This is a genomic window from Pseudomonas fluorescens (assembly GCF_000968015.1).
Lineage (GTDB): Bacteria > Pseudomonadota > Gammaproteobacteria > Pseudomonadales > Pseudomonadaceae > Aquipseudomonas > Aquipseudomonas fluorescens_W.
Map to the genome: position 1 here is coordinate 1 of NZ_LACH01000042.1, position 21923 is coordinate 21923.

The 21923-nt window shown below is 60.6% G+C and carries 18 protein-coding genes; 15 read left to right on the forward strand and 3 right to left on the reverse strand.

The features are described 5' to 3' along the window. Positions 1 to 73 precede the first annotated feature (73 nt). Complete coding sequence (locus VD17_RS18955; protein WP_046055132.1) at positions 74 to 997, reverse strand: TIGR03571 family LLM class oxidoreductase; 924 nt, start codon at positions 995 to 997, stop codon at positions 74 to 76. Positions 998 to 1271: 274 nt separating this feature from the next. Between VD17_RS18955 and mrdA the strand changes: the two genes are divergently transcribed. After that, on the forward strand, positions 1272 to 3164 hold the full coding sequence (gene mrdA / locus VD17_RS18960; RefSeq protein ID WP_046055133.1) for a penicillin-binding protein 2: 1893 nt from the start codon (positions 1272 to 1274) through the stop codon (positions 3162 to 3164). A gap of 12 nt (positions 3165 to 3176) precedes the next feature. On the opposite strand, the gene VD17_RS18965 is transcribed toward mrdA, so the two are convergent. Further along, entirely contained in the window at positions 3177 to 4136 is a 960-nt protein-coding gene (locus VD17_RS18965; protein ID WP_046055134.1) for a LysR family transcriptional regulator, read from the reverse strand. A gap of 156 nt (positions 4137 to 4292) precedes the next feature. Here VD17_RS18965 and VD17_RS18970 point away from each other — a divergent pair, with 156 nt between their 5' ends. The 7 genes from VD17_RS18970 (at position 4293) to VD17_RS19000 (ending at position 11174) form a co-directional block, all read left to right on the forward strand. Further along, the gene (locus tag VD17_RS18970) at positions 4293 to 5594 is read left to right on the forward strand and encodes an MFS transporter (protein ID WP_033061197.1); all 1302 of its coding nucleotides are present in this window, start codon (positions 4293 to 4295) and stop codon (positions 5592 to 5594) included. Further along, positions 5591 to 6346 (forward strand): class II aldolase/adducin family protein, encoded by a 756-nt coding sequence (locus tag VD17_RS18975; RefSeq protein ID WP_046055135.1) that lies wholly within the window; start codon positions 5591 to 5593, stop codon positions 6344 to 6346. The genes VD17_RS18970 and VD17_RS18975 overlap by 4 nt, the downstream gene beginning before the upstream one ends. Continuing rightward, positions 6343 to 7284 carry a 2-hydroxyacid dehydrogenase gene (locus VD17_RS18980; protein WP_046055136.1) on the forward strand — a complete coding sequence of 314 codons (942 nt, stop codon included), beginning with the start codon at positions 6343 to 6345 and terminating at the stop codon, positions 7282 to 7284. Before VD17_RS18975 ends, VD17_RS18980 begins: the two co-directional genes overlap by 4 nt. A gap of 127 nt (positions 7285 to 7411) precedes the next feature. Further along, positions 7412 to 8791, forward strand: coding sequence for an MFS transporter (locus VD17_RS18985; protein ID WP_046055137.1), 1380 nt, complete (start codon positions 7412 to 7414; stop codon positions 8789 to 8791). Positions 8792 to 8809: 18 nt separating this feature from the next. Next, positions 8810 to 9202: a RidA family protein gene (locus VD17_RS18990; RefSeq protein ID WP_046055138.1), complete on the forward strand. Its 393-nt coding sequence runs from the start codon at positions 8810 to 8812 to the stop codon at positions 9200 to 9202. Next, positions 9195 to 9815 carry an RraA family protein gene (locus VD17_RS18995; protein ID WP_046055139.1) on the forward strand — a complete coding sequence of 207 codons (621 nt, stop codon included), beginning with the start codon at positions 9195 to 9197 and terminating at the stop codon, positions 9813 to 9815. Before VD17_RS18990 ends, VD17_RS18995 begins: the two co-directional genes overlap by 8 nt. A 48-nt stretch (positions 9816 to 9863) precedes the next feature. Beyond that, complete coding sequence (locus VD17_RS19000) at positions 9864 to 11174, forward strand: OprD family porin (RefSeq protein ID WP_046055140.1); 1311 nt, start codon at positions 9864 to 9866, stop codon at positions 11172 to 11174. A 9-nt stretch (positions 11175 to 11183) separates the two neighbouring features. Here the strand turns inward: VD17_RS19000 and VD17_RS19005 are convergent, their stop codons facing one another. Further along, the gene (locus tag VD17_RS19005; protein WP_046055141.1) at positions 11184 to 12116 is read right to left on the reverse strand and encodes a LysR family transcriptional regulator; all 933 of its coding nucleotides are present in this window, start codon (positions 12114 to 12116) and stop codon (positions 11184 to 11186) included. Positions 12117 to 12278: 162 nt separating this feature from the next. On the opposite strand from VD17_RS19005, the gene VD17_RS19010 reads away from it, so the two are divergent. The 7 genes from VD17_RS19010 (at position 12279) to qhpG (ending at position 21844) form a co-directional block, all read left to right on the forward strand. Beyond that, a complete protein-coding gene (locus VD17_RS19010; protein ID WP_046055142.1) occupies positions 12279 to 13589 on the forward strand; it encodes an MFS transporter in 1311 nt (436 codons plus the stop codon). A 24-nt stretch (positions 13590 to 13613) separates the two neighbouring features. Next, positions 13614 to 14843 carry a Zn-dependent hydrolase gene (locus VD17_RS19015; RefSeq protein WP_046055143.1) on the forward strand — a complete coding sequence of 410 codons (1230 nt, stop codon included), beginning with the start codon at positions 13614 to 13616 and terminating at the stop codon, positions 14841 to 14843. Positions 14844 to 14994: 151 nt separating this feature from the next. Then, positions 14995 to 16020, forward strand: a complete 1026-nt coding sequence (locus tag VD17_RS19020) for a histone deacetylase family protein (protein ID WP_046055144.1) — start codon at positions 14995 to 14997, stop codon at positions 16018 to 16020. Between the two features lie 248 nt (positions 16021 to 16268). Then, positions 16269 to 18173 carry a sigma-54-dependent Fis family transcriptional regulator gene (locus VD17_RS19025; RefSeq protein WP_046055145.1) on the forward strand — a complete coding sequence of 635 codons (1905 nt, stop codon included), beginning with the start codon at positions 16269 to 16271 and terminating at the stop codon, positions 18171 to 18173. Next, positions 18173 to 19891 (forward strand): ABC transporter ATP-binding protein, encoded by a 1719-nt coding sequence (locus VD17_RS19030; protein WP_046055146.1) that lies wholly within the window; start codon positions 18173 to 18175, stop codon positions 19889 to 19891. Before VD17_RS19025 ends, VD17_RS19030 begins: the two co-directional genes overlap by 1 nt. Beyond that, a complete protein-coding gene (gene qhpE, locus VD17_RS19035) occupies positions 19881 to 20558 on the forward strand; it encodes a subtilisin-like serine protease QhpE (protein ID WP_046055147.1) in 678 nt (225 codons plus the stop codon). The genes VD17_RS19030 and qhpE overlap by 11 nt, the downstream gene beginning before the upstream one ends. Next, the gene (gene qhpG / locus VD17_RS19040) at positions 20555 to 21844 is read left to right on the forward strand and encodes a flavin-dependent monooxygenase QhpG (protein ID WP_046055148.1); all 1290 of its coding nucleotides are present in this window, start codon (positions 20555 to 20557) and stop codon (positions 21842 to 21844) included. The genes qhpE and qhpG overlap by 4 nt, the downstream gene beginning before the upstream one ends. Positions 21845 to 21923 lie beyond the last annotated feature (79 nt).

Here is a 21923-nt window from a genome sequence, read left to right on the forward strand (position 1 = left end):
TTGTTTTGTCCGCAGGAAAGTGGTGTGACGAAAAGGGACAGCCCAACGGCTATCCCGGGTTCCAACAGCATCGTTAGTGAAACTTCGGCAGAACGTATTCAGCGATCTCTTCAATAACCTCGGCAACCGGTCGCTCGCTACGACGCAGATGCAAGCCAACGTGCTGTACACCTGCTTCACGCAAAGCCTGAAGCTCATCGATCAATGCCAGCCTCCCGCAACTGCCGCCAAAACGCACGCGTCGTATCGGTGCATGAGGATTGGCCGCCAGATCCAGGTGAACGAAGCTGATGTAGGGTTTGTCACTCCCGACTTCCCGCCACAATCCCACTCGACGCCGATGCTCATCCGGAGTGCCGGGGTAGGCGAGCCAGCCGTCCATGTGTTGGCCGATCCACGCTGGGGATTGCTGACCAAGACCTGCGACCAACAATGGTACTGGCTGATCTCGCTCCGGTAACAGACGAGCCCCCTCCGGCAAGCGTCCTTCACCTTGGCTGCGCAACAGCTCGACCGTATCGCGAAAGATCTCTCCCCGCTGATCGTAGTCCACACCAAACAACGGATACTCCATTGGTCGGTCGCCACTGGCCACACCCAGTAGCAGACGTCCATCACTCAGTTCATCAACACTGTTGGCGGCCTTGAGCGTTAACCAAGGTTGACGTAGCGGTAATACAACCGCCGCCGTACCCAGCATGATGTTGTCGGTGATCCCTGCCAGGTAGCCAAGGTAGGAAAAGGTTTCGAACACCTGTGCCGCATCACCAAAATCGGGGTCATAAACCGGCACATCGCGTACCCACAGAGCGCCGAACCCCGCCTTGTCGGCGAGGCGCGCCATAGCGGCGTGTTGCTTCAGGTCCGGAACACCAAACGGCCGCTCTTCGGCAATCCGCAGCCGCTGTCCATCGCTGGACCAATCATTATCCAGCGGCAGTTCAAGACCAATGGAAAATCCATTGGAGCCCAATAAGCGTTGAAATCGTGGATGCATGAAAAGACTCCAAAAAAACCAAACGGAATGACATGCACCCAGTATCTACAGGCCCTCTTTCAAGAAAAATGCATGAATGGGAATATCAATCTTGAGCAAAACGCACGAGTCATAAAAAAACCGACCGTCGTTTTGGCTCTCAAGGACAACCGTTAGAGGAAATCGCACTAAAGTGACCGTCCGGTTTTTGGTATGGTGCAGCTCGTTTTTTAACGGACTGATTTCAAGCCTACGGATCGGCACCCCCTTTTATAGTCAAAGAGCTGCTGCAGAAATGCCCCAACCGATACCGATCAAGGACCACGAAAAAGAGACGCGCCTGGTCAACAAAAGACTGATGGCTTGCGCCCTGTTCGTTGTCGCCATTACCTGTGCACTGGTAGTGCGCATGTATGTCTTGCAGGTGGTCGAATTTGACTATCACTCGACGATCTCAGAAAACAATCGTGTCCATGTCCTGCCGATCACCCCCACGCGCGGATTGATCTATGACCGCAACGGTGTAGTTCTGGCGGACAACCGGCCCAGCTTCAACCTGACCATCACCCGCGAACGCGCCGCTGATGTCAAAGAGGAACTGGATGAAGTAGTTACCCTCCTGCACCTGCCGATAGAAGATCGAGCTCTGTTCGACAAGGCGATGAAGCAGGCTCGACATCCCTTCGTGCCGGTCACCTTGTTCTACGAGCTCAGCGAAGAGCAAATCGCGGTGTTGGCGGTCAACGAGTTCCGGCTGCCTGGGATCGACGTAGAGCCACAGTTCGTTCGCCACTACCCGATGGGCGCGCACTTTGCGCACTCCATTGGCTACGTCGGTCGTATCAACGAGAAAGAGTCCAAAGTCCTGGACACTGTTGAATACCGCGGCACTCAATCCATCGGCAAGACTGGCATCGAAAAATTCTACGAGTCGCAGTTGCATGGCCAAGTGGGTTACGAAGAAGTCGAAACCAACGCTCAGGGCCGGGTCCTGCGAGTGCTCAAGCACACCGATCCGATCCCGGGCAAAAACATCGTACTGAGCCTCGACGTCAAACTTCAGGAAGCCGCCGAGGAAGCCTTGGGCGATCGTCGCGGTTCGGTGGTTGCTCTCGATCCGTCGACCGGCGAAGTGCTCGCGATGGTCAGCAAGCCGAGCTTCGACCCGAACCTGTTCGTCACCGGAATCAGCTTCAAGGAATACGCAGCGCTCCACGACTCGATCGACCGGCCGCTTTTCAACCGCGTACTGCGCGGCCTCTACGCACCGGGTTCGACCATCAAGCCGGAAGTGGCCATTGCCGGTCTGGACGCGGGCGTCGTTACCCCGCAGACCCGCGTCTTTGACCCTGGTTACTACCAACTCCCGGACTTCGATCACAAATACCGTAACTGGAACCACAGCGGCGATGGCTGGGTAGACATGGACGCGGCGATCATGCGCTCCAACGACACCTACTTCTACGACCTGGCCCACAAGCTGGGCATCGATCGCCTGCATGACTACATGGCCATGTTCGGTCTCGGCGAGAAAGTCTCGCTGGACATGTTTGAAGAGTCCGCCGGTTTGATGCCATCGCAAGCCTGGAAGCGCGCCACGCGTCGTCAGGCATGGTTCCCGGGTGAGACCGTGATCCTCGGCATCGGCCAGGGCTACATGCAGGTCACGCCGCTGCAGCTCGCCCAGGCCACTGCGCTGATCGCCAACAAAGGTGTGTGGAATCGCCCGCACCTGGCCAGGACCGTGGATGGTGTTGCGCCAGTGGATGAGCATCCAATGCCAAACATCCTGTTGAAGGACCCGCGTGACTGGGAGCAGGTCAACCACGGCATGCAAATGGTAATGCACGACGCTCGCGGGATTGCCCGAGCGGCAGCGCAGGGCGCTCAGTATCGTATCGCCGGCAAGAGTGGTACCGCGCAAGTGGTGGCGATCAAGCAGGGTGAGCGTTACAACCGGGCGAAAACACTGGAGCGTAACCGCGACAACGCCTTGTTCGTCGGTTTTGCCCCGGCCGAACATCCGAAAATTGTCATCTCGGTGATGATCGAAAACGGCGAGGCCGGCGGTCGAGTCGCAGGACCTGTGGTGCGGCAGATCATGGATGCCTGGCTACTCGATCAGGACGGTCACTTGAAGCCGCAATACGCCACACCTAGCAAAGCACCGGGTGATCCTCACGTCTAAGCGATCAAGGCTTCACAGCACAGGCTCTCGAATACTGAGCATGTGCTGGAAGCTTTCGAGGAATACGGTTTCGGCCTGACTCATCTTCTGTTCGCGATTCCACAGCAGCTGGATATCGAAATCCACCACCCCATCTTCCGGCGGCAAACGCCAGAGCAAACCTTGCTCGACATCCCTTCGTACCAGGTGCGTCGGCAGGCAGCCAATGCCGAACCCTGAACAGATCAAGCGATAAATCTCTTCGAAACTCGTCGATGAAGCGACGATCTTGCCGGTAAAGCCTTGCTGGTCGCGGAACAATGTCAGGGGCGAAAGATTACCCCCGAGTTGGTCACTGGTGAAGCTGACAAAGTTCTCCGCCGCGAGCTGTTCCAGGGTGAGATTCTCTTGCCCGAACAGTCGATGACGCTGCCCACAAAAGTACGCATAAGTTTCACGAAACAGTACTCGCTGCTCCAGCCGCGGCTGCGGTAAACGGCACAGGCCGACGCCAATGGTCGCCGTCTTTTGCAGCAGTGAGCTGATGATGTTCGAGCTGCCCATCACCTCGACTTCAAACTCGATTTTCGGATGGGTTTCGTGGAAATCGGCGAGGAAGTCGTCGTAATGTCGTGCTTGCACGCCACTGACGGTAAGGATGCGGATCTTGCCGACCACGTCGTCGTTACGACTCTCCACCACTGTGCCTAGTCGTGAAATATCGCCGTAAATGTCCGCCGCAATGCGCAGGACTTCCTCCCCGGTCTCCGTCAGATCAAACCGTCGCCCACTGCGGGCAATCAACACACATTCCAATTGTTCCTCGAGCCGTTTCAGTGCCTGGCTGACGGCTGACTGTGTGATGTGCAATCGCGCGGCAGCCCGGCTCATGCTGCCTTCCTGGCCGATCACCAAATAGGTGCGTAACAGGTTCCAGTCGAGGCGGTCATTCAGAAAGCGGCGACCGACCCAAGGGTTAGAAGTGGAGGGCATAAAATTCCTGGTAGTAGCAAGGCTAATAGTAAAGATAAGAATTTGAAAATTGACTAATCCTGGCACGGAAGCGATAAAGCTAACAAGCGCCACAGAGTGCAACCCGTAAACAGCCTTCAGTACCTGCCCAAAACTATAAATACACAGGGTCCTTGCATGCACACTACCCCTCAACCGCGTCGAGCGGCGGCGGCAGCCTTCATTGGCACGACCATCGAGTTCTACGACTTCTACATCTATGCCACCGCGGCGGCGCTGGTGCTCGGGCAAGTGTTCTTTCCCAGCCACGACCCGGTGATGAGCACCTTGGCAGCGTTCGGCAGTTTCGCCGTCGGCTTCATCGCTCGCCCAATGGCCGGCATGGTTTTCGGTCACCTGGGTGATCGTCTCGGTCGTAAGAAAATGCTGCTGGTGACCATGGCCCTGATGGGGTTGGCGACTGCCGGTATCGGTCTGTTGCCCAGCTACGCCAGTGTCGGCATCTGGGCGCCGGTCGGTCTGATTGTGCTGCGTTTGATCCAGGGCATTTCCGTCGGTGGCGAGTGGGGCGGGGCGGTGCTGATGGCCAGCGAGCACGCACCGGCCAAGCGCAAGACTTTCTATGCATCGTTCGCCCAACTCGGCAGCCCGGCCGGTTTGCTGCTGGCGTTGATCGCCTTTCGCCTGGTCACCTCCCTTGAGCCCGAGGACTTCCTCGCCTGGGGCTGGCGTCTGCCGTTTCTCGCCAGCGGTGTGCTGATGATGGTTGGCCTGATGATCCGTTCCGGTGTCCACGAGTCGCCAGAGTTCGCCAAGGCCCGGGACAACAACGAGACGTCCAAGTACCCGGTTAAGGACGTGATCCGCACCTGCTGGCGGCAGATCCTGTTTGCTGCCGCCGCCGTGACCATTGGTTCGGCCGGGTTCTTCTTTACCAACACTTTCATGATCACCTACGTCACCCAGTATCAGGGCATTGCGCGCTCGACGATTCTCGATTGCCTGTTCCTGGTAACCGTCATTCAGTTGCTCTCGCAACCGCTCTCCGCGTTGCTGGCCGAGCGCATCGGCGAAGGCCGCTTCCTCAAACTGGTCGCGCTGCTGTGCATGGTCACGCCGTACCCGATGTTCATGCTGGTGAGCACACAGAACATTGTGCTGATGACGGTCGGCATCGCTCTGGCGGTGGTGATTCTCTCGGCGCTGTATGCGGTGATCGCCGGTTACATGACCCAGGCGTTCCCGGTGCACCTGCGCTACTCGGGCATTTCTATCGCCTACCAACTCAGCTGCGCGCTGGCCGGCGGCACCACCCCGCTGATCGGCACGCTGCTGGCGAGCAAGTTTTCCGGACAATGGTTGCCGTTGGCGGTGTTCTTCACCTTGCTCTCGGCCCTGTCCTTGATCGGTGTTTGCGGCCTGGCCCGCCTGCGCGCCAACCCGGTCGTCACCCACGCTGCTAAAGAGGTGTATTCGTGAGTAAACCTGAACACATCGGCCCGGTTGAATGGCAAGCCCGTTGCGAACTGGCTGCGCTGTATCGCCTGGTCGCGCACTTTCGCATGACCGACCTGATCGACACCCACATCACCCTGCGTATTCCGGGGCCTGAGCATCACTTTCTGATCAACCGCTACGGGGTGATTTTCGACCGCATGCGCGCTTCGGACCTGGTGCGTATCGATCAGGACGGGCGAGTCGTTGACCCGGAATATGCAGGTCATCGGGTCAACGCCGCCGGCTTCGTCATTCACTCGGCGATCCACATGGCCCGCCCGGACCTCAACTGCGTGATTCACACCCACACGGCCGCCGGCATGGCGGTCGCCGCACAGAAGCACGGCTTGCTGCCGATCAGTCAGCACGCGCTGAAGTTCTACGGCAAGTTGGCGTATCACACCTATGAAGGCATCGCGCTGTCGCTGGATGAGCGCGAGCGTTTGATTGCCGACCTGGGCCCGCACCGGGCGATGATCCTGCGCAATCATGGACTGTTGGTCGGTGGTTCTGGTGTAGCCCAGGCGTTCCAGGAAATACACTTTCTGGAGCGTGCCTGTCAGGCGCAAGTTGCGGCGCTGGCCGGTGGTTCGGCGTTGCATTACCCGTCCCCGGAAGTCTGTGCACACACTGCCGAGCAGTTTGACCGAGATGAGCAGGACAACATCATCGACCTGGCCTGGGAGGCCGCCCTCACCCTGATCGAATCCCAGCGCGAGTCCTATTTATCGTGAAAACCGTCACCAACACCGTGGTCTTGCTGTCCCGCGACACCTTGCTGCTCAAGCAACTGCAGGCAGCCTTTGCCCGCAGTGCGCCGCAGCTCAGGACCGTGCTGGCGGATGATCCGCTGGCCAGGAATGCACAGATTGCCGCGTGCTGGTTTCCCTTGCCGGGCAGCCTCGCCGCATTGCCGAACCTGCAAGTCATTCACTCGGTGGCCGCTGGCATCGATCACCTCGATCACGACCCGTCGTGCCCGGATCTGCCGATCTGCCGAGTGGTCGATCCCGGCCACCGCCAAGGCATGACCGAGTACGTGCGCTGGGCGGCGATTCACTATCACCGCGGCTTCGATCAAGTGTTGTTGCAGCAACAGGACCAGCGCTGGGAGCGGCCGCTGCAACGGGCGGCGGGGCAGTTCAAGGTCGGGGTGATGGGGCTTGGGTCGTTGGGCAGCGCGATTGCCCAGGATTTGGCCGCCGCCGGTTACAACGTTCGTGGTTGGGCGCGTCGCAGTAAGGACTTGCCGGGCGTACAGACGTTCGCCGGTGCGGAACAACTGAACCCGTTTCTCGATGGATTGGAGTTGCTGATCAACCTGTTGCCGCTGACCAGCGAAACCCGCGGCATCCTCGGTAGCGCAACATTCGAGCGGCTCGCCAATGGCGCCGCGCTGGTCAATTGTGGTCGCGGCGGTCATCTGAATATCGACGACCTTGAACACGCCCTGGCCCGAGGAAAACTGCGCGGCGCGTTGCTGGATGTTTTCGAACAAGAACCGCTGCCGGTCGATCACCGTCTCTGGACAATGCCCGGCGTCACCATCACCCCACACATGGCATCTGCGGCCTCTCACGACTGTATCGCCGAACAAATAGCAGAGAACTTTCGCCGTTTAAATGCCGGTGAATCGTTATTGAATTGTGCGGACCGAATACTCGGTTATTAATAAGAAAGCGCCTTGCAAACTCGCCCAATTAGTTGGGCGCTATATAACAACAATCCCTCAGTTCGACCGTTTTACTGCCAGTTAAAACAATTAAATACGAGTTCTCGATGAACTCCTGGAGACAGTAATGAGCGATCTATCGCCTGTAGAAAAGTCCGGCGCACCTCCGGAAGTTGCAATCAGTATGAAAAAAGTTGCCGTGGCCAGTGTGATTGGCACCACGGTGGAATGGTACGACCTGTTTGTTTTCGCCACGGCTTCGGCGCTGGTATTCAACAAAGTGTTCTTTCCGGATTTTGATCCGTTGATCGGTACATTACTGGCGTTCGGTACGTTTGCTTCGGCGTATCTGGCCCGGATTGTCGGCGCGGCACTGTTCGGTCATTTCGGTGACCGTTTGGGACGCAAGTCGATGTTGTTGATTTCGCTGTTGACCATGGGGGCCGCTACTTTTGCCATCGGGTTATTACCTAACTACGCGGCGATTGGTATCTGGGCGCCGATCCTGTTGTTGCTGCTGAGGGTAATTCAAGGTCTGGCGTTGGGCGGCGAGTGGGGCGGTGCGGTGCTGATGGCGGTGGAACACGCACCCGCCAATAAACGCGGCTTGTACGGCTCGTGGGTACAGATCGGCGTTCCGGCCGGGACCATGATTGCCAACCTGGCCTTCCTGCTGATTGCCGCGTGGCTGTCCCCTGAAGACCTGTTGGCCTGGGGCTGGCGCATTCCGTTCCTGGCCAGCGTGCTGCTGATCGCCGTGGGCTTGTACATCCGTTTGAACATCTCTGAAACCCCGGCCTTCAACAAGGTCAAGGAAGCCGAGGTGCAGGTGAAAATGCCGCTGGCGGAAGTGTTTCGCAAGTACTGGAAACAAGTCGTGCTGGGCGGGATCGCGACCATGTCGACCGGGGCGTCGTTCAACATCATCGTGGCCTTCGGCCTGACGTACGGCACGCAGAATCTGGGGTTCAGCCGCAGCGTGATGCTCGGCGTGGTGTTGCTGTCCTGCGCCTGGTGCATCGTCATGTTGCCGGTGTTCGGCGCGCTGTCGGACCGTTACGGACGCAAGCCGATCATCGTCGCCGGCATCGTCGCCGAAGCGTTGGTCGCGTTCCCGATGTTCTGGTTGATGGACACCAAAGAGTTGCCCTGTGTGATCTTCGGCTACCTGCTGTTGATGACTGCCTTCGCGGCCAATTACGGGCCGATCGCGACCTTCCTCGCCGAACTGTTCGGCACTCGGGTGCGCTATTCCGGGTTGTCGATCAGCTACATGTTGTCCGGTCTGCTCGGCAGCGCCGCGACCCCCATCGTCACCACCGCATTGCTGGCAGCGACCGGCAAAGGCTCTTCGGTGGCCTGGTACATGATCGGCGCGGCGTTGATTTCGTTGGTGGCGCTGTTGTTGCTGACCGAGACCTTCAAGCGAGACATCAGTGACGTCCAGGCGGCAGTTCCGGATGCCGATCCAGCCCTCGGCAAACCGATCAAATCGGCCGCCGCCTGATTAATGGAGTTCAACAACATGCGCAGAATTCAGTCAGCCCCGGGCTTCATCGGCCCGGTCGGGCCTTACTCCCAAGCGGTGGTCAGCGGCCACCTGGTGTTCACCGCCGGGCAGATCCCGGCCCAGAGCGGGCTTGATCACCAGCCCGCCCATTTCACCGAACAAGTGCGACAAACCTTGCGCAATCTGGAGGCGATCCTGATTGAAGCCGGGTCCGACTTCAGCCACGTGATCAAGGTCAATGCGTACCTCACCGATCCCGCGCAGCTGGAGCCGTTCAACGCGGTGTATCGCGAGTTCCTCGGCCATGCGCCTCCGGCGCGTACCACGGTGTGTGTGGCGTTGTGGGGCGTGTCGCTGGAAATCGACTGTGTCGCCGAGTTGATTGCCAGGGAGACGCAACATGGATGAATCGCAGCTGATCGAGCAGCTCAACGCGGTGAGCTTTCCGACCCTCGGGCATTTTCTCGAGGAAGGCTTTGCCGACTCGCAACTGCGAGCCATGGTGCCCAATGTGAAACTGGTCGGCCGCGCGCTGACCCTGAAACTGGTGGGCGCCGATGCCATCGCGGTCAACCAGGCCCTGGCGCTCATCCAGCCCGGCGATGTGTTGGTGATCGACACCGACGGCGACTGGCAACACGCACCCGTCGGCGCCGTCACCAGTTGCGCGGCGCGTTGCGCGGGGGCGGTGGGCATTGTGGTGGACGGCGCGGTGACCGACTTGCTCGAACTGCGCGAGGCCGGGTTGCCGGTCTTCGCTCGCGGCACCAGCCTACTGACCACCAAGTTGCATGGCCGTGGCGACAGTCAGATCAATCAGCCGATCCGCTGTGCCGGCGTCACGGTGCATCCCGGGGATTTTGTGCTGGCGGATGACAACGGCGTGCTGTTTCTCGATCCGGTCACTGCGCAAAACGTCATCGAGCGTGCGCTGGCATCGGACCGGGCAGAGCCGCAACTGCTGACCCGGTTAATGGCGGGCGAGCCGGTGTCCAGTGTCTTGAGTATCAAACTCTCTTAATAGCCGGCAGCCAGCCTGAAAACTGGCTGCTCAGGAACTTCAAAATCAATGAACAAACAACCGTTGGCTCTTATTGCGATCGGCAGTGCTCTATTCAGTTCGTTAAGCATGGCGGACTTTATTAAAGACAGTAAAGCGACCCTCGGGATGCGTAACTATTACTTCAATAACGATAATCGCGATGGCGCCGCGAACCCTTCCAGAACCGAAGAATGGGCGCAGGGTTTCATGCTCAACTATCAATCCGGATTCACCGAAGGCCCTGTCGGCTTTGGTGTCGATGCGTTAGGCCTGCTGGGTATTCGCCTGGACAGCGGTGACGGTCGCCATGTCGGCAGTTCGATGATCCCCAACGATGGCAACGGCGCAGCCGAGCAATGGTCGCGTTTCGGTGCGACGGCGAAGATGCGCTTTGCCCAGACTGAAATGCGTTACGGCACCCTGACACCGAAGTTGCCGATTCTGCAGGCCAACGACGGCCGGCTGCTGCCGCAGACATTCGAGGGTGGGCAGATCGTCTCCAATGACTTCGAGCACCTGACCCTGACCGGTGGTCATCTCGAACACGCCACGGGTCGTGGTTCCAGCGACCGCACTGGCCTGGCCGTGGCCGGCGGCACCCGGGAAAGCAACGCGTTCAATTTTGCCGGTGCCGATTACAAAGTCACCGATGCGCTTCTGGCGCAGTACTACTACGCCAATCTCGAAGACTATTACCAACAGCATTTCGCCGGTCTGGTTCACACCCTGACACTGGGGGATTTCGGCGCGCTGAAAACCGATCTGCGCTACTTCAAGACCTCCGCCGACGGTGCCAATGACTCGGCCAGCGGTCGGGCCAGTGGCTACCGCACCAGTGGCTTTACGCAGAACGGCGACGGCAAGATCGACAACAACACCTGGAGCCTGGCATTCACCTGGAGCATCGGTGCTCACGCGCTGATGGCCGGCTATCAGCAGGTGTCCAGTGACAGCGGATTCGTGCAGCTCAACCAGGGTGGTTTACCGGACAAAGGCGCTGGCGGCGCTAGCGTCTACCTGCTGACCGACCGTTACATTCAGAACTTCACCCGCGCCGGTGAACGTACCGGTTTCGCCCAGTACAGCTACGATTTTGCCGCCCTTGGCGTGCCGGGGCTCAAGGCTTCGGCGATGTACCTCTCAGGCAGCGGAATCAAAACGGTAGCCGGGCCCGAGCAAGAGGAATGGGAGCGGGACCTGAGCCTCGATTACGTGATCCAGAGCGGGCCGTTGAAAAACGTCGCACTGGGTTGGCGCAATGGCATGTCGCGCAGTGAAGCGTCGCGCCATGCGGACCAGAACCGCTTGGTGGTCAGCTACAGTCTGCCGTTGTTCTGATCGGGCCACTCAGTCCAGCAAGCACTGTTGCAGGCTCTCGAGAAAGATCGTCTCGGCCCGGCTCATGCGCTGTTCGCGGTTCCACAACAAATGAATGTCCACATCGGCAATCCCTTCGTGGGGCGGCAGGCGCCAGAGCAATCCGGCGTCGACGTCCGCCGCCACCACGTGCTCGGGCAAACAGCCAATCCCGTACCCGGCGATCACCAGTCGCCGGACTTCTTCCAGGCTCGGTGATGAGGCGACGATCCGTCCGCTGAAACCTTGCTGATCACGAAAAATCGTCAGCGGCGAGAGCATGCCGCCGATCTGGTCGCTGGTGAAACTGACGAAGTTCTCCCGCTGCAAATCCCCTTCGGCAACGTTCTGTTGGCCGAACAGTGCATGGTGTTTGCCGCAGAAAAACGCATAGCGCTGACGCAGGAACAGCCGTTGTTCCAGGCGCGGTTGCGGGCGGCGATTGAGGCTCAGGCCGAGGGTCGCGGTTTTTTCCTGGAGGGCGCTGACAATGTCGGAGCTGCGCATCACGTCGACCTCCAGATCTACTCGCGGGTGCTGGCGATGAAAGTCCGCGAGGAAGTCATCGAAGCGCTCCGAAAAGATCCGGCTGATGATCAGCAAGCGAACCTTGCCGATCACTTCGTCGGCCGGTTGCTCCAGTACGCTGCTGACCTGGGACATCTGCCCATAGATTTCCCCGGCCAGTCCGAAGATCTGCTCGCCGACTTCGGTCAGGGCAAACCGTGGCCCGCGACGGGCGATCAGTTGTCGGCCCAGTTGCTCCTCCAGACGCTTGAGCGCCTGGCTCACCGCCGGTTGCGTCAGGTGCAGGCGGGCGGCGGCGCGGCTGATGCTCAGCTCCTGGCCGATCACCCGGAAGGTGCGCAGCAGGTTCCAGTCCAGACGGTCATTGAGCAGGCGTTGTACATCGCGTTCGGCCATGGCGGCTCTCGATTATAAGCTGTCGTAATAGTCCGCATAATAAATAGAAAATTGACTAATCATAGCCCCGAGACGATAAATCATCTCCAGACAGGCGCCGTCAGAGCGCCCTGATTTTGCTGTTTCACTCCTGCCAAAAAAATAACCAAAGGAGACCGACCCATGAAGCCCCACGCTTCTCCTCAACCGCGCCGTGCGGCAGCCGCAGCCTTTATCGGCACCATGATCGAGTGGTACGACTTTTACATTTATGCCACCGCCGCCGCGCTGGTATTCGGCGCGCTGTTCTTCCCCTCCGACGACAAACTGTTCAGCACCATGGCCGCCTTCGGCACCTTCGCCGTGGGCTTCTTTGCGCGGCCGTTGGGCGGGATAATCTTCGGCCATATCGGCGACCGCATTGGCCGTAAGAAGTCGCTGATCATCACCTTGTTGATGATGGGCGTGGTCACGGTCTGCATCGGCTTGCTGCCGACCTACGCACAAATCGGCGCAGCGGCGCCGGTGCTGCTGATTCTGCTGCGCATCGTCCAGGGCATCGCCGTCGGTGGCGAGTGGGGCGGGGCGGTGTTGATGGCGGGTGAACATGCGCCGAAAGGTCGACGCAACTTCTTCGCATCCTTTGCGCAACTCGGCAGCCCGGCCGGTTTGATCCTGTCGCTGCTGGCCTTCAGCGCCGTCACCCGTCTGCCGGAAGAAGACCTGATGAGCTGGGGCTGGCGCCTGCCGTTCCTCGCCAGTTCGTTGTTGCTGCTGGTGGGCCTGGCGATTCGCCTGGGCGTGAATGAGTCGCCGGAGTTCCTCGCCAGCCGTGAACTGGCGCGCAAAAGCACACGCAAGGAGCAGGCACCGGTCATGGAGGTGCTGCGCACCGCGTGGCGCCCGCTGTTGCTGTGCATCGGCGCCAACACCCTCGGGATCGCCGGGGTGTATTTCACCAACACCTTCATGATCGCCTACACCACCCAGCAACTCGAACTGCCGCGCTCGCTGATCCTTGAGTGCCTGTTTGTGGTGGCGATCATTCAGTTCTGCATTCAGCCGTTGGCCGCGTGGGTCGCCGAGAAAATGGGCGCAACACGATTCCTGTGCCTGGTGTCGTTGTTGGCCATCGCCTCGCCGTACCCGATGTTCGTGCTGGTCAGCTCGGCCCAGGCGCCGCTGATCATCCTCGGCATCGCCCTGGCGGTGGTGTGCATGGCGTCGTTCTACGCGGTGATCGCCGGTTACGTCAGCGGCATGTTCGAGACCCGTGTGCGCTACACCGCGATTTCGCTGGCCTATCAGATTTGCGGCGCCGTGGCCGGTGGCCTGACGCCGCTGATCGGCACCTTGCTGGCGCACAAGTTCGCCGGCCAATGGTGGCCGATGGCGGTGTTCTACAGCTTGATTGCCGCGACTTCGCTGATCTGTGTCCTGTCCCTTGCCCGTCGCCATGCCAGCGCTGAACGCCTCGAAATGGCCAACGCTTGATTAACGTATTTCCAGGAGTAACTCATGTTGAAAATTAACGGTGAACGCCTCTGGGCGAGTCTGATGGACATGGCCGAAATCGGCGCCACCGTCCGTGGCGGCAGCTGCCGCCTGGCCCTGAGCGATGAAGACAAGGCCGGTCGCGAACTGTTTTCCCACTGGTGCCGCGAAGCCGGCATGACCCTGAGCGTGGATGCCATCGGCAACCTGTTCGCCCGCCGCGCCGGCACCGACCCCGATGCCGCGCCCGTGATGATGGGCAGCCACCTCGACACCCAACCTGAAGGCGGGCGTTTCGATGGCGTCTACGGCGTACTCGCCGGCCTGGAAGTGGTGCGTTGCCTGAATGACCTCGGCATCCAGACTCGTAAGCCGCTGGAAGTGGCGGTGTGGACCAACGAAGAAGGCGCACGCTTCACCCCGGCGATGTTCGGCTCGGCGGTGTTCACCGGAATCATGCCACTGGACGCCGCGCTGGCGGTGCGTGACATCGACGGCATCAGCGTTGCCGAGGCGTTGCAACGCACCGGTTACGCCGGCGAGCGCCCGTTTGGCGGCGCGGTGGATGCGTACTTTGAAGCGCACATCGAACAAGGGCCGATCCTCGAAGACAACGCCAAAAGCATTGGCGTGGTCAGCGGCGGGCAGGCAATTCGCTGGCTCGACGTGCGGGTCGAAGGCATGGCCGCCCACGCTGGCACCACGCCGATGCCGCTGCGCAGAGACGCCTTGTATGGCGTGGCACAAATGATCCAGGCCATCGAAAGTCTGGCCACCGATTTTGCCCCTGAAGGCCTGACCACTGTCGGCGAGTTGAGCATCAACAAATCCTCGCGCAACACCATTCCGGGCTTGGTGAATTTCACCGTCGACCTGCGTCATCACCGCGATGAAGCCATCGAGGCCATGGAGCAGCAGGTCCGCGAGCGGCTTCAGGCGATCGCCGATAGCCGAGGCTTGAACCTGACGATTACGCCTCACTGGATCAGCCCGGCCACACCGTTCGATGCCGATTGCGTGGCGGCGGTGCAGCAGGCGGTGGACGCGCTGGGCTACGCTCAGCAGTCGATTGTCAGCGGCGCCGGGCATGACGCGATTCATCTGGCGCGGTACTGCCCGACGGCGATGGTGTTCATTCCTTGTGTGGGCGGTTTGAGCCATAACGAGGCCGAAGACGTATTGCCCGAAGACGTGCGTCAGGGCACCGATGTGCTGCTCAATGCTGTGCTGGCCCGCGCCGAAATAACTGAATAAACCCAATCCCTGTGGGAGTGAGCCTGCTCGCGATGAGGGAGTGTCAGTCGACATCATTGCTGAATGACACGCCGCTATCGCGAGCAGGCTCACTCCCACAGGAGGGTGCGCCCGGTTTCAAGATTTAAGTTAACTGACAGGTATTCATCCCATGCGCAGTTTTTTCCACCCCGAACAATTGCTTCACCATCCACGCAGCTACTACTCCCGTGGGCAGATGCGCACACCACAGGAGGTGCCGGAGCGGGCTCAGCGGTTGGTCCAGGCGTCGCACTCGCTGGGCTTTACGGTTGAGCAACCGGTCGATGCCGGGCTCGATCCGCTACTGGCAGTCCACGGTTTGTCGTACCTGACGTTTTTGCAGGAAGCGCATCAGCGCTGGAAAGAGATCCCTGAGGATTGGGGCGACGAGGTGATGTCGAACATCTTCGTGCGCGAGCCCAATGCCCTGCGCGGGATTCTCGCCCAGGCCGCCCGCTATCTGGCGGATGGCAGTTGCCCAGTGGGTGAGCAGACCTGGCGTTCGGCCTATTGGTCGGCGCAAAGCGCGATTGCTGGCGCCCAAGCCTTGCTCGATGGCGAGCCGGCGGCTTACGCCTTGTGTCGTCCACCAGGGCACCATGCCCGGGCCGAAGCGGCGGGCGGTTTCTGTTATGTGAACAACGCAGCGGTGGCGGCGCAGGTTCTGCGTGGCGGGTTTGCGAGAGTCGCAGTGCTCGACACCGACATGCACCACGGTCAGGGGATTCAGGAAATTTTCTACGACCGCGATGACGTGCTCTACGTCTCGGTGCATGGCGATCCGACCAACTTCTACCCAGGGGTTGCCGGGTTCGCTGATGAGCGCGGCGTCGGGAAGGGGGAGGGCTTCAACCTCAACTTGCCGATGGCGCATGGCGCCAGCGAGGCGGACTTCCTGGGTCAAGTGGACGTGGCATTGGCGGCGGTGAAAGACTTCGGCGCCGAGGTGCTGGTGCTGTCCCTGGGGTTCGATATTTTCGAGCTGGATCCGCAGAGCAAAGTGGCGGTGACCCGTGAAGGGTTTGCGCTATTGGGCGAGCGGATTCGCAGCCTTGGGTTGCCGTGTCTGATTGTGCAGGAGGGCGGGTATCACCTGGAAAGTCTGGAGGATAATGCGCGGGCATTTTTTGTGAATGCCGAGGTGTGGCAGCTCTGAGTTTATGGTTGTCCGGGAAATAGCTATCGCGAGCAAGCTCGCTCCCACAGTTGACCGAAGTGAACAGAAGATTTGTGCTCAACACCGACCACTGTGGGAGCGAGCTTGCTCGCGATGAACGATAACGCGGTCCACTTGATGAAACACAAGCGCTGTAAGGCACTTGCCATCGCCCTGACGTTAACGTAAAGATTGCGGCAGGGCGCTGATCTTAAAAAAGCGCAGGGCGGACCGATCCGGAGCGCTTGATGACGCTAATAAAAACAACTCCTCCCAAACTGCACCGCGAAGCCCGGCTGGCCCGGGAAAAACTCCATCTCGAGGGCGAAGTCCCGGATGGCGTGTTGCGGGCGGAAATCGATGCGTCGTGGCGGCGTAGCCTCAGCCATGGCGTGCATTTCAATGCCAAGCACGAGCTGGCGCTGGAATCGAGCGCAAGCCTCGACGTGCTGTTGGCGAGCAATCGGCTGCTGATCGACGCGGCATTGCCGGCCATCGATTACCTGGCCGAACGCCAGGGCAAGGAAGGGCTGATCATCCTCGCCAATTCCGACGCCACCATCCTCGCTGTCGAAGGACGCGCCGATCGCCTCAAGGGCAGCGGCCTGCAAGACATCACCCTTGGCGCCTGCTGGAGCGAAGCCGTTCGCGGCACCAACGCGCTGGGCACCGCACTGGTGGAAGCCCGGCCAACGATGATCGATTGCGGTGAACATTACCTCGATCGCCTGACCGATTTCTCCTGCACCTCGGTGCCGATCCATTGCCCCCAAGGCGACATCCTCGGCGTACTCGACTTGACCCGCGAAGGCCCGCTCGGCCGTGTCCACGACAGTACCGCGTTGCTGGCCATGGCTGTCAGCCAGATCGAAAGCCGCGTCTTTAACTCAAGCTATCCGGACGAGATCGTCCTGGCCTTCCACAGTCGTCGGCAGTACCTCGAATCCCCTTGGCAAGGTCTGTTGGCGGTGAGCCTCGGCGGGCAGATTCTCGCGGTCAGCGCCCAGGCCTGTCAGTTGCTCCACGCCGAGCGCTCGGCGCTGGTCGGTCGACGCTGTGAAGAGTTTCTGGGCGTTGATGGCCTGCAACTGCTGTCGCGTCTGCATCAGGGCGGTGTCGGCAGTTTGCAAACGGCCAAAGGCGAGTTCTTCTACAAAACCCTGCGTGCGCCGCAGCGTTCAATCAACGTCAGTACGCCGCCGCGCAGCACAGCAAAAACCGCCAAAGCACAACCGGATCTGGAATCCCTGGCCGGCAGCAATGTCCGTTATGCCCGAGCCTTGCGCATGGCCCGTCAAGGCCTGGCCAATGAGCTGCCGGTGTTGCTGCTGGGTGAAACCGGTACCGGTAAGGAAGTCATCGCCCGCGCCCTGCACATGGCCGGCACCCGCTGCGACAAACCCTTCGTCGCGGTGAACTGCGCGGCGATCCCCGAAGGCCTGATCGAGTCGGAATTGTTCGGCTACCGCGAAGGCGCGTTCACCGGCTCGCGTCGTGGCGGCATGATCGGTCGTCTGCAACAGGCCCATGGCGGCACCTTGTTTCTCGATGAAATCGGCGACATGCCGCTGGCCTTGCAGGCCCGTCTGTTGCGGGTGTTGCAGGACCGCAAAGTGGCACCGTTAGGCGCCGGTGAAGAGCAAGACATCGACGTCGCACTGATCTGCGCCACGCACCGCGACCTCAAGCGACTGGTCGAAGAAAAACACTTCCGCGAGGACCTGTTCTACCGCGTCAACGGCATCAGCGTGATGCTCCCGGCCTTGCGCGAACGTGAGGATTTCAGCGGTCTGGTCGCTCGCCTGCTGGCCAAGCTGGATGCGCCGACGATGGTCCTGCATGACGATTTGAACCGCTTGCTCGGCGGCTATCACTGGCCGGGCAACATCCGCCAACTGGAAATGGTTTTACGCACGGCGCTGGCCATGCGCGAGCCGGGGGACACCGTACTCACCCTCGACCACTTGCCCGACAGCATGCTCGACGAGTTGAGCGCCACCGAACGCCCTCAAGCCGGCAGCATTCGCGAAAACGAACTGGAGCTGATTCGCCAGTCCCTGGACACTCACCAGGGCAACGTCTCGGCCGCCGCCGACGCCTTGGGCATCAGCCGTGCGACCTTGTATCGCAAGCTCAAACAGTTGCGCTCGTGATGCAGCGCTTGATCGTTCGGCTGATCGACAGCCAGAACCCCGTAGCCCTGGAAGGGGCATTGCGCTGGCTCTACAGCTTCGTGCGGCCGCATCGTCTGGCGATTGCCGGGCTGCTCGGGTTATCGGTTTGCGCCTCGTTGCTGGTGTTGGTCCAGCCTTGGCTGACCAAACTGCTGATTGACGATGGCCTGCTGGCACGCAACTTTCCGATGCTGGTGCTGATCGCCGGGCTGATGATCGTCGCCGGGTTGTTGGGCACTGCGCTGTCGGGGATCAACCGTTACCTGCACACGCGACTGTCTGGACGGATTCTGTTTGCCCTGCGCGACGACCTCTATCGACACCTGCAAACGCTCTCGCCGAGTTTCTACGGCCAGCGCCGCATTGGTGACCTGATGTCGCGCCTCGATGGCGACGTCGCAGAGATCCAGCGCTTTGCCGTGGATTCCTTGTTCTCGGCGGTGTCGAGCGTGATCGGTCTGGTCTGCGCGGTGGCGATGCTGCTGACCCTGTCGTGGAAACTCTCGTTGCTGGCGCTGGTGCTGATTCCCCTCGATGTGCTCTGGCTGCGCTGGATGCGGCGCAAGGTCGAACGCGATGTGCGGCAATTGCGCGAGCGTTCGGCGGACATGTCCTCGTTCATGGTCGAGACCTTGCCAGTGATGAAGTTCATCCAGTCTGCCGGCCAACAACAGCGTGAATCACGGCGCCTGGAGACGCTGGGCCAAGGCTACATGAACCAACTGCTGCGCCTGCAAGTCACCGAGTTTTTCACTCAGGCGGTGCCGGGCACACTGACGTCTCTGTCCCGCGCCTGCGCGTTCCTGATCGGCGGATATTGGGTGGTGCAGGGGACCTGGCAACTGGGCGCGCTGATCGCGTTTTCCACCTATCTGGGCATGGCCGTCGGACCGGTGCAGAGTCTGCTGGGCCTGTATGTCGCGATTCAGCGAATGACCGTCAGCCTCGGGCGCGTGATGGAATTGCGCGGCGAAGAACCGACCGTTCTCACGCCTGTCACACCCCAACCGATGCCGACCTCCGGCGAGCTGCGTTTCGAGGACGTGCATTTCAGCCATCCCGGTCGCCCGACAACCCTGCGCGGCATCGAAGCGCGAATTCCCTACGGTTTGAAAGTCGCCCTGAGCGGCGGATCCGGGGTCGGCAAATCGACCCTGATCGACCTGCTGCAACGGCACCACGATCCACAGTCGGGCCGGGTGTTGCTGGGAGAGGTCGATCTGCGCGAACTGGACCTGTTCCAGCTGCGTCGACGGATTGCCGTGGTCAGTCAGGATATCGTGCTGTTTCGCGGCAGCCTCGCCGATAACCTCGCCTACGCAGTGCCAGACGCCAGCCGTGAAGCGATTGCCGAAGTGGCGCGGCTGGCGCAACTCGACAGCCTGATCGAGTCGTTGCCCGAAGGCCTCGACAGCCCGTTGGGTGAGCGCGGTCAGCAGCTGTCCGGCGGGCAGAAACAGCGCATCGCCATCGCCCGGGCGCTGTTGCAGGATCCATTGATTCTGGTACTGGACGAAGCGACTTCGGCGGTGGATGAAGCCACCGAGCGCGAAGTCATCGAAGCCATCGATCGACTGTTTGCCGGGCGCACGCGGATCCTCATCAGCCACCGTCCTTCAACCTTGGCGGATGCCGATTTGCGCTTTGAATTGCTCGACGGCGTACTCACTTCAAAAACGGTGCTGCATGAAGTCTGAGCTGCGGATTGGCGTGGTGGACAGCGGTCACTCGGCGGCACAGCGGGTGCAAGTGATCGCCGGGCGGCGCTTCTCGTTGCTGGAGGATGGCCTGGCCGAAAGCGACTTGCGCGACGATCCGCTGGGCCACGGCAGTGCGGTGGTCGAGGCCATCGGTCGACGGGCGCCGTCGGCGGTATTTTGCATCGCTCAGGTGTTCGACCAGCGTGGGGTCACCAGCGCGTTGCAGATCGCCACGGCGATTGATTGGCTGGTGGCGCAGGACGTTCGGCTGATCAATTTGAGCCTCGGTCTGCGTCAGGATCGCAGCCTGTTGCGTGAAGCCTGTGCGGCGGCGGTGGCGCGAGGAGTTTTGCTCTGTGCGTCCAGCCCAGCGCAGGGCGAGGGCGTGTTTCCGGCGAATTATCCACAGGTGCTGCGAGTGACTGGCGATGCGCGTTGCGCCGAACAGGAATGGTCGTGGCTCAACAGCGCTCAGGCGGATTTCGCCGCGTGTGTGCATGGCACCTATCCGGGGCAGTCTGGCGCCAGTCTTGGGTGTGCGGCGTTGAGCGGGCACATTGCGGGCTTCCTGGTGGCACATCCCGAGGCGAGCAATGAACACGTCATCGAATGGCTACGGGAGAATGCCCGTTATCGCGGCCCTGAACGGCGTTTCGGGCCATGATTTTGATTCTTGGCGCAGGGCCAGCGGGAGCGGCGGTTGCCTTGGGTTTGCGTCGGCTCGGTTATCCCGTGACGCTGGTCAGCGAATGGCGGCGGTTTTCGGCGCTGGAAGGCGTTTCCATTCGGGTGCTGGAGGCCTTGCGTGGCTCGGGGCTTCATCAGGCACTCGCGGATGCGGCGTTGCCGTCCCAACGACAGGTGTCATGGAACGGTCAGCAGCATGCGCAAAACATCGAGTTTTTACTTGATCGCCCAAGCTTTGATCGAGGCTTGCGCGAGGACCTGCGCCTGGCGGGCGTTGAACTGATCGAAGGCCGGGTGCTGACCGTTCAGACATCGGCTTCGGGGCATCGGATCGAGGTTGAAGGGCGCGAGGCGCTGCTGGCGGATTTTCTGGTTGAGGCGCGTGGGCGTCAGGCACCTGCGCTGGGCAAAGGCCTGCGCGGGCCGGAGACGGTCAGCCTGCTCAATCGCTGGCAAGGCACGCCGGGCAGCACCGCCAGTGCGGTGGAAAGTCTTGAGGACGGCTGGGCCTGGATGGCCCGGCGGGCCGACGGTCAGTGTTACTGGCAATGGACCGTGGACGTGGCCAGTGCTGAATTGCCGGGCAAGGCGCAGTTGCTCGATTACTGTCGTCAACGGCGCCAAGGCTCGGCATTGGCGCGGGCGTTTTTCGGTGCCGGGCCGGAAACTGACCTGCAATTGCATGCCCGCAGCAGTACCGCGATTTTGTGCCCGCAGGTGTGTGGCGATAACTGGATTCGGGTAGGGGATGCGGCGATGGCGGTGGATCCGCTGTCGGGCAACGGGATTTTCCAGTCCTTGTCTTCGGCGTTACAGGCGCCGACGGTGATCAATACGTTGTTGCGTAAACCCGAGCGAGCGGCGCTGGCTCAGCGCTTTCATCAGCAACGGGTGGAACAGTTGTTTTTGCGTTTTGCGCGGATCGGGCGGGATTTTTATGCCGATGAGCAGCGTTGGTTGCAGCAGCCATTCTGGCAGGCGCGGCGGCAGTGGCCGGATGCTGAGGTGGCGCATGCCGAGGCGGATTTTTCCTCGCTGAGGATTGAGCGCGCGCCGGTGTTGCGCGAGGGGTTTGTGGATGAGGCCGAGGTGGTGATCACGGCGGATCAGCCGTTGGGGATCTGGCATGTGCAAGGGGTTGAGTTGGCGCCGTTGGTGCGGCGGTTGCGGACCGAACCGGCCGAGCAGGCGTTGGCTGGGTTGACGGTGGAGCAGGGAAGGGTGGTTCGGAGTTGGTTGTTGGCTCAGGGGTTCAAACCCTGATGTTTGGGTTGGCCGGGCTGGCCTCATCGCGAGCAAGCTCGCTCCCACAGGGAATTGTTGGTGTGACATAGATAGTGTT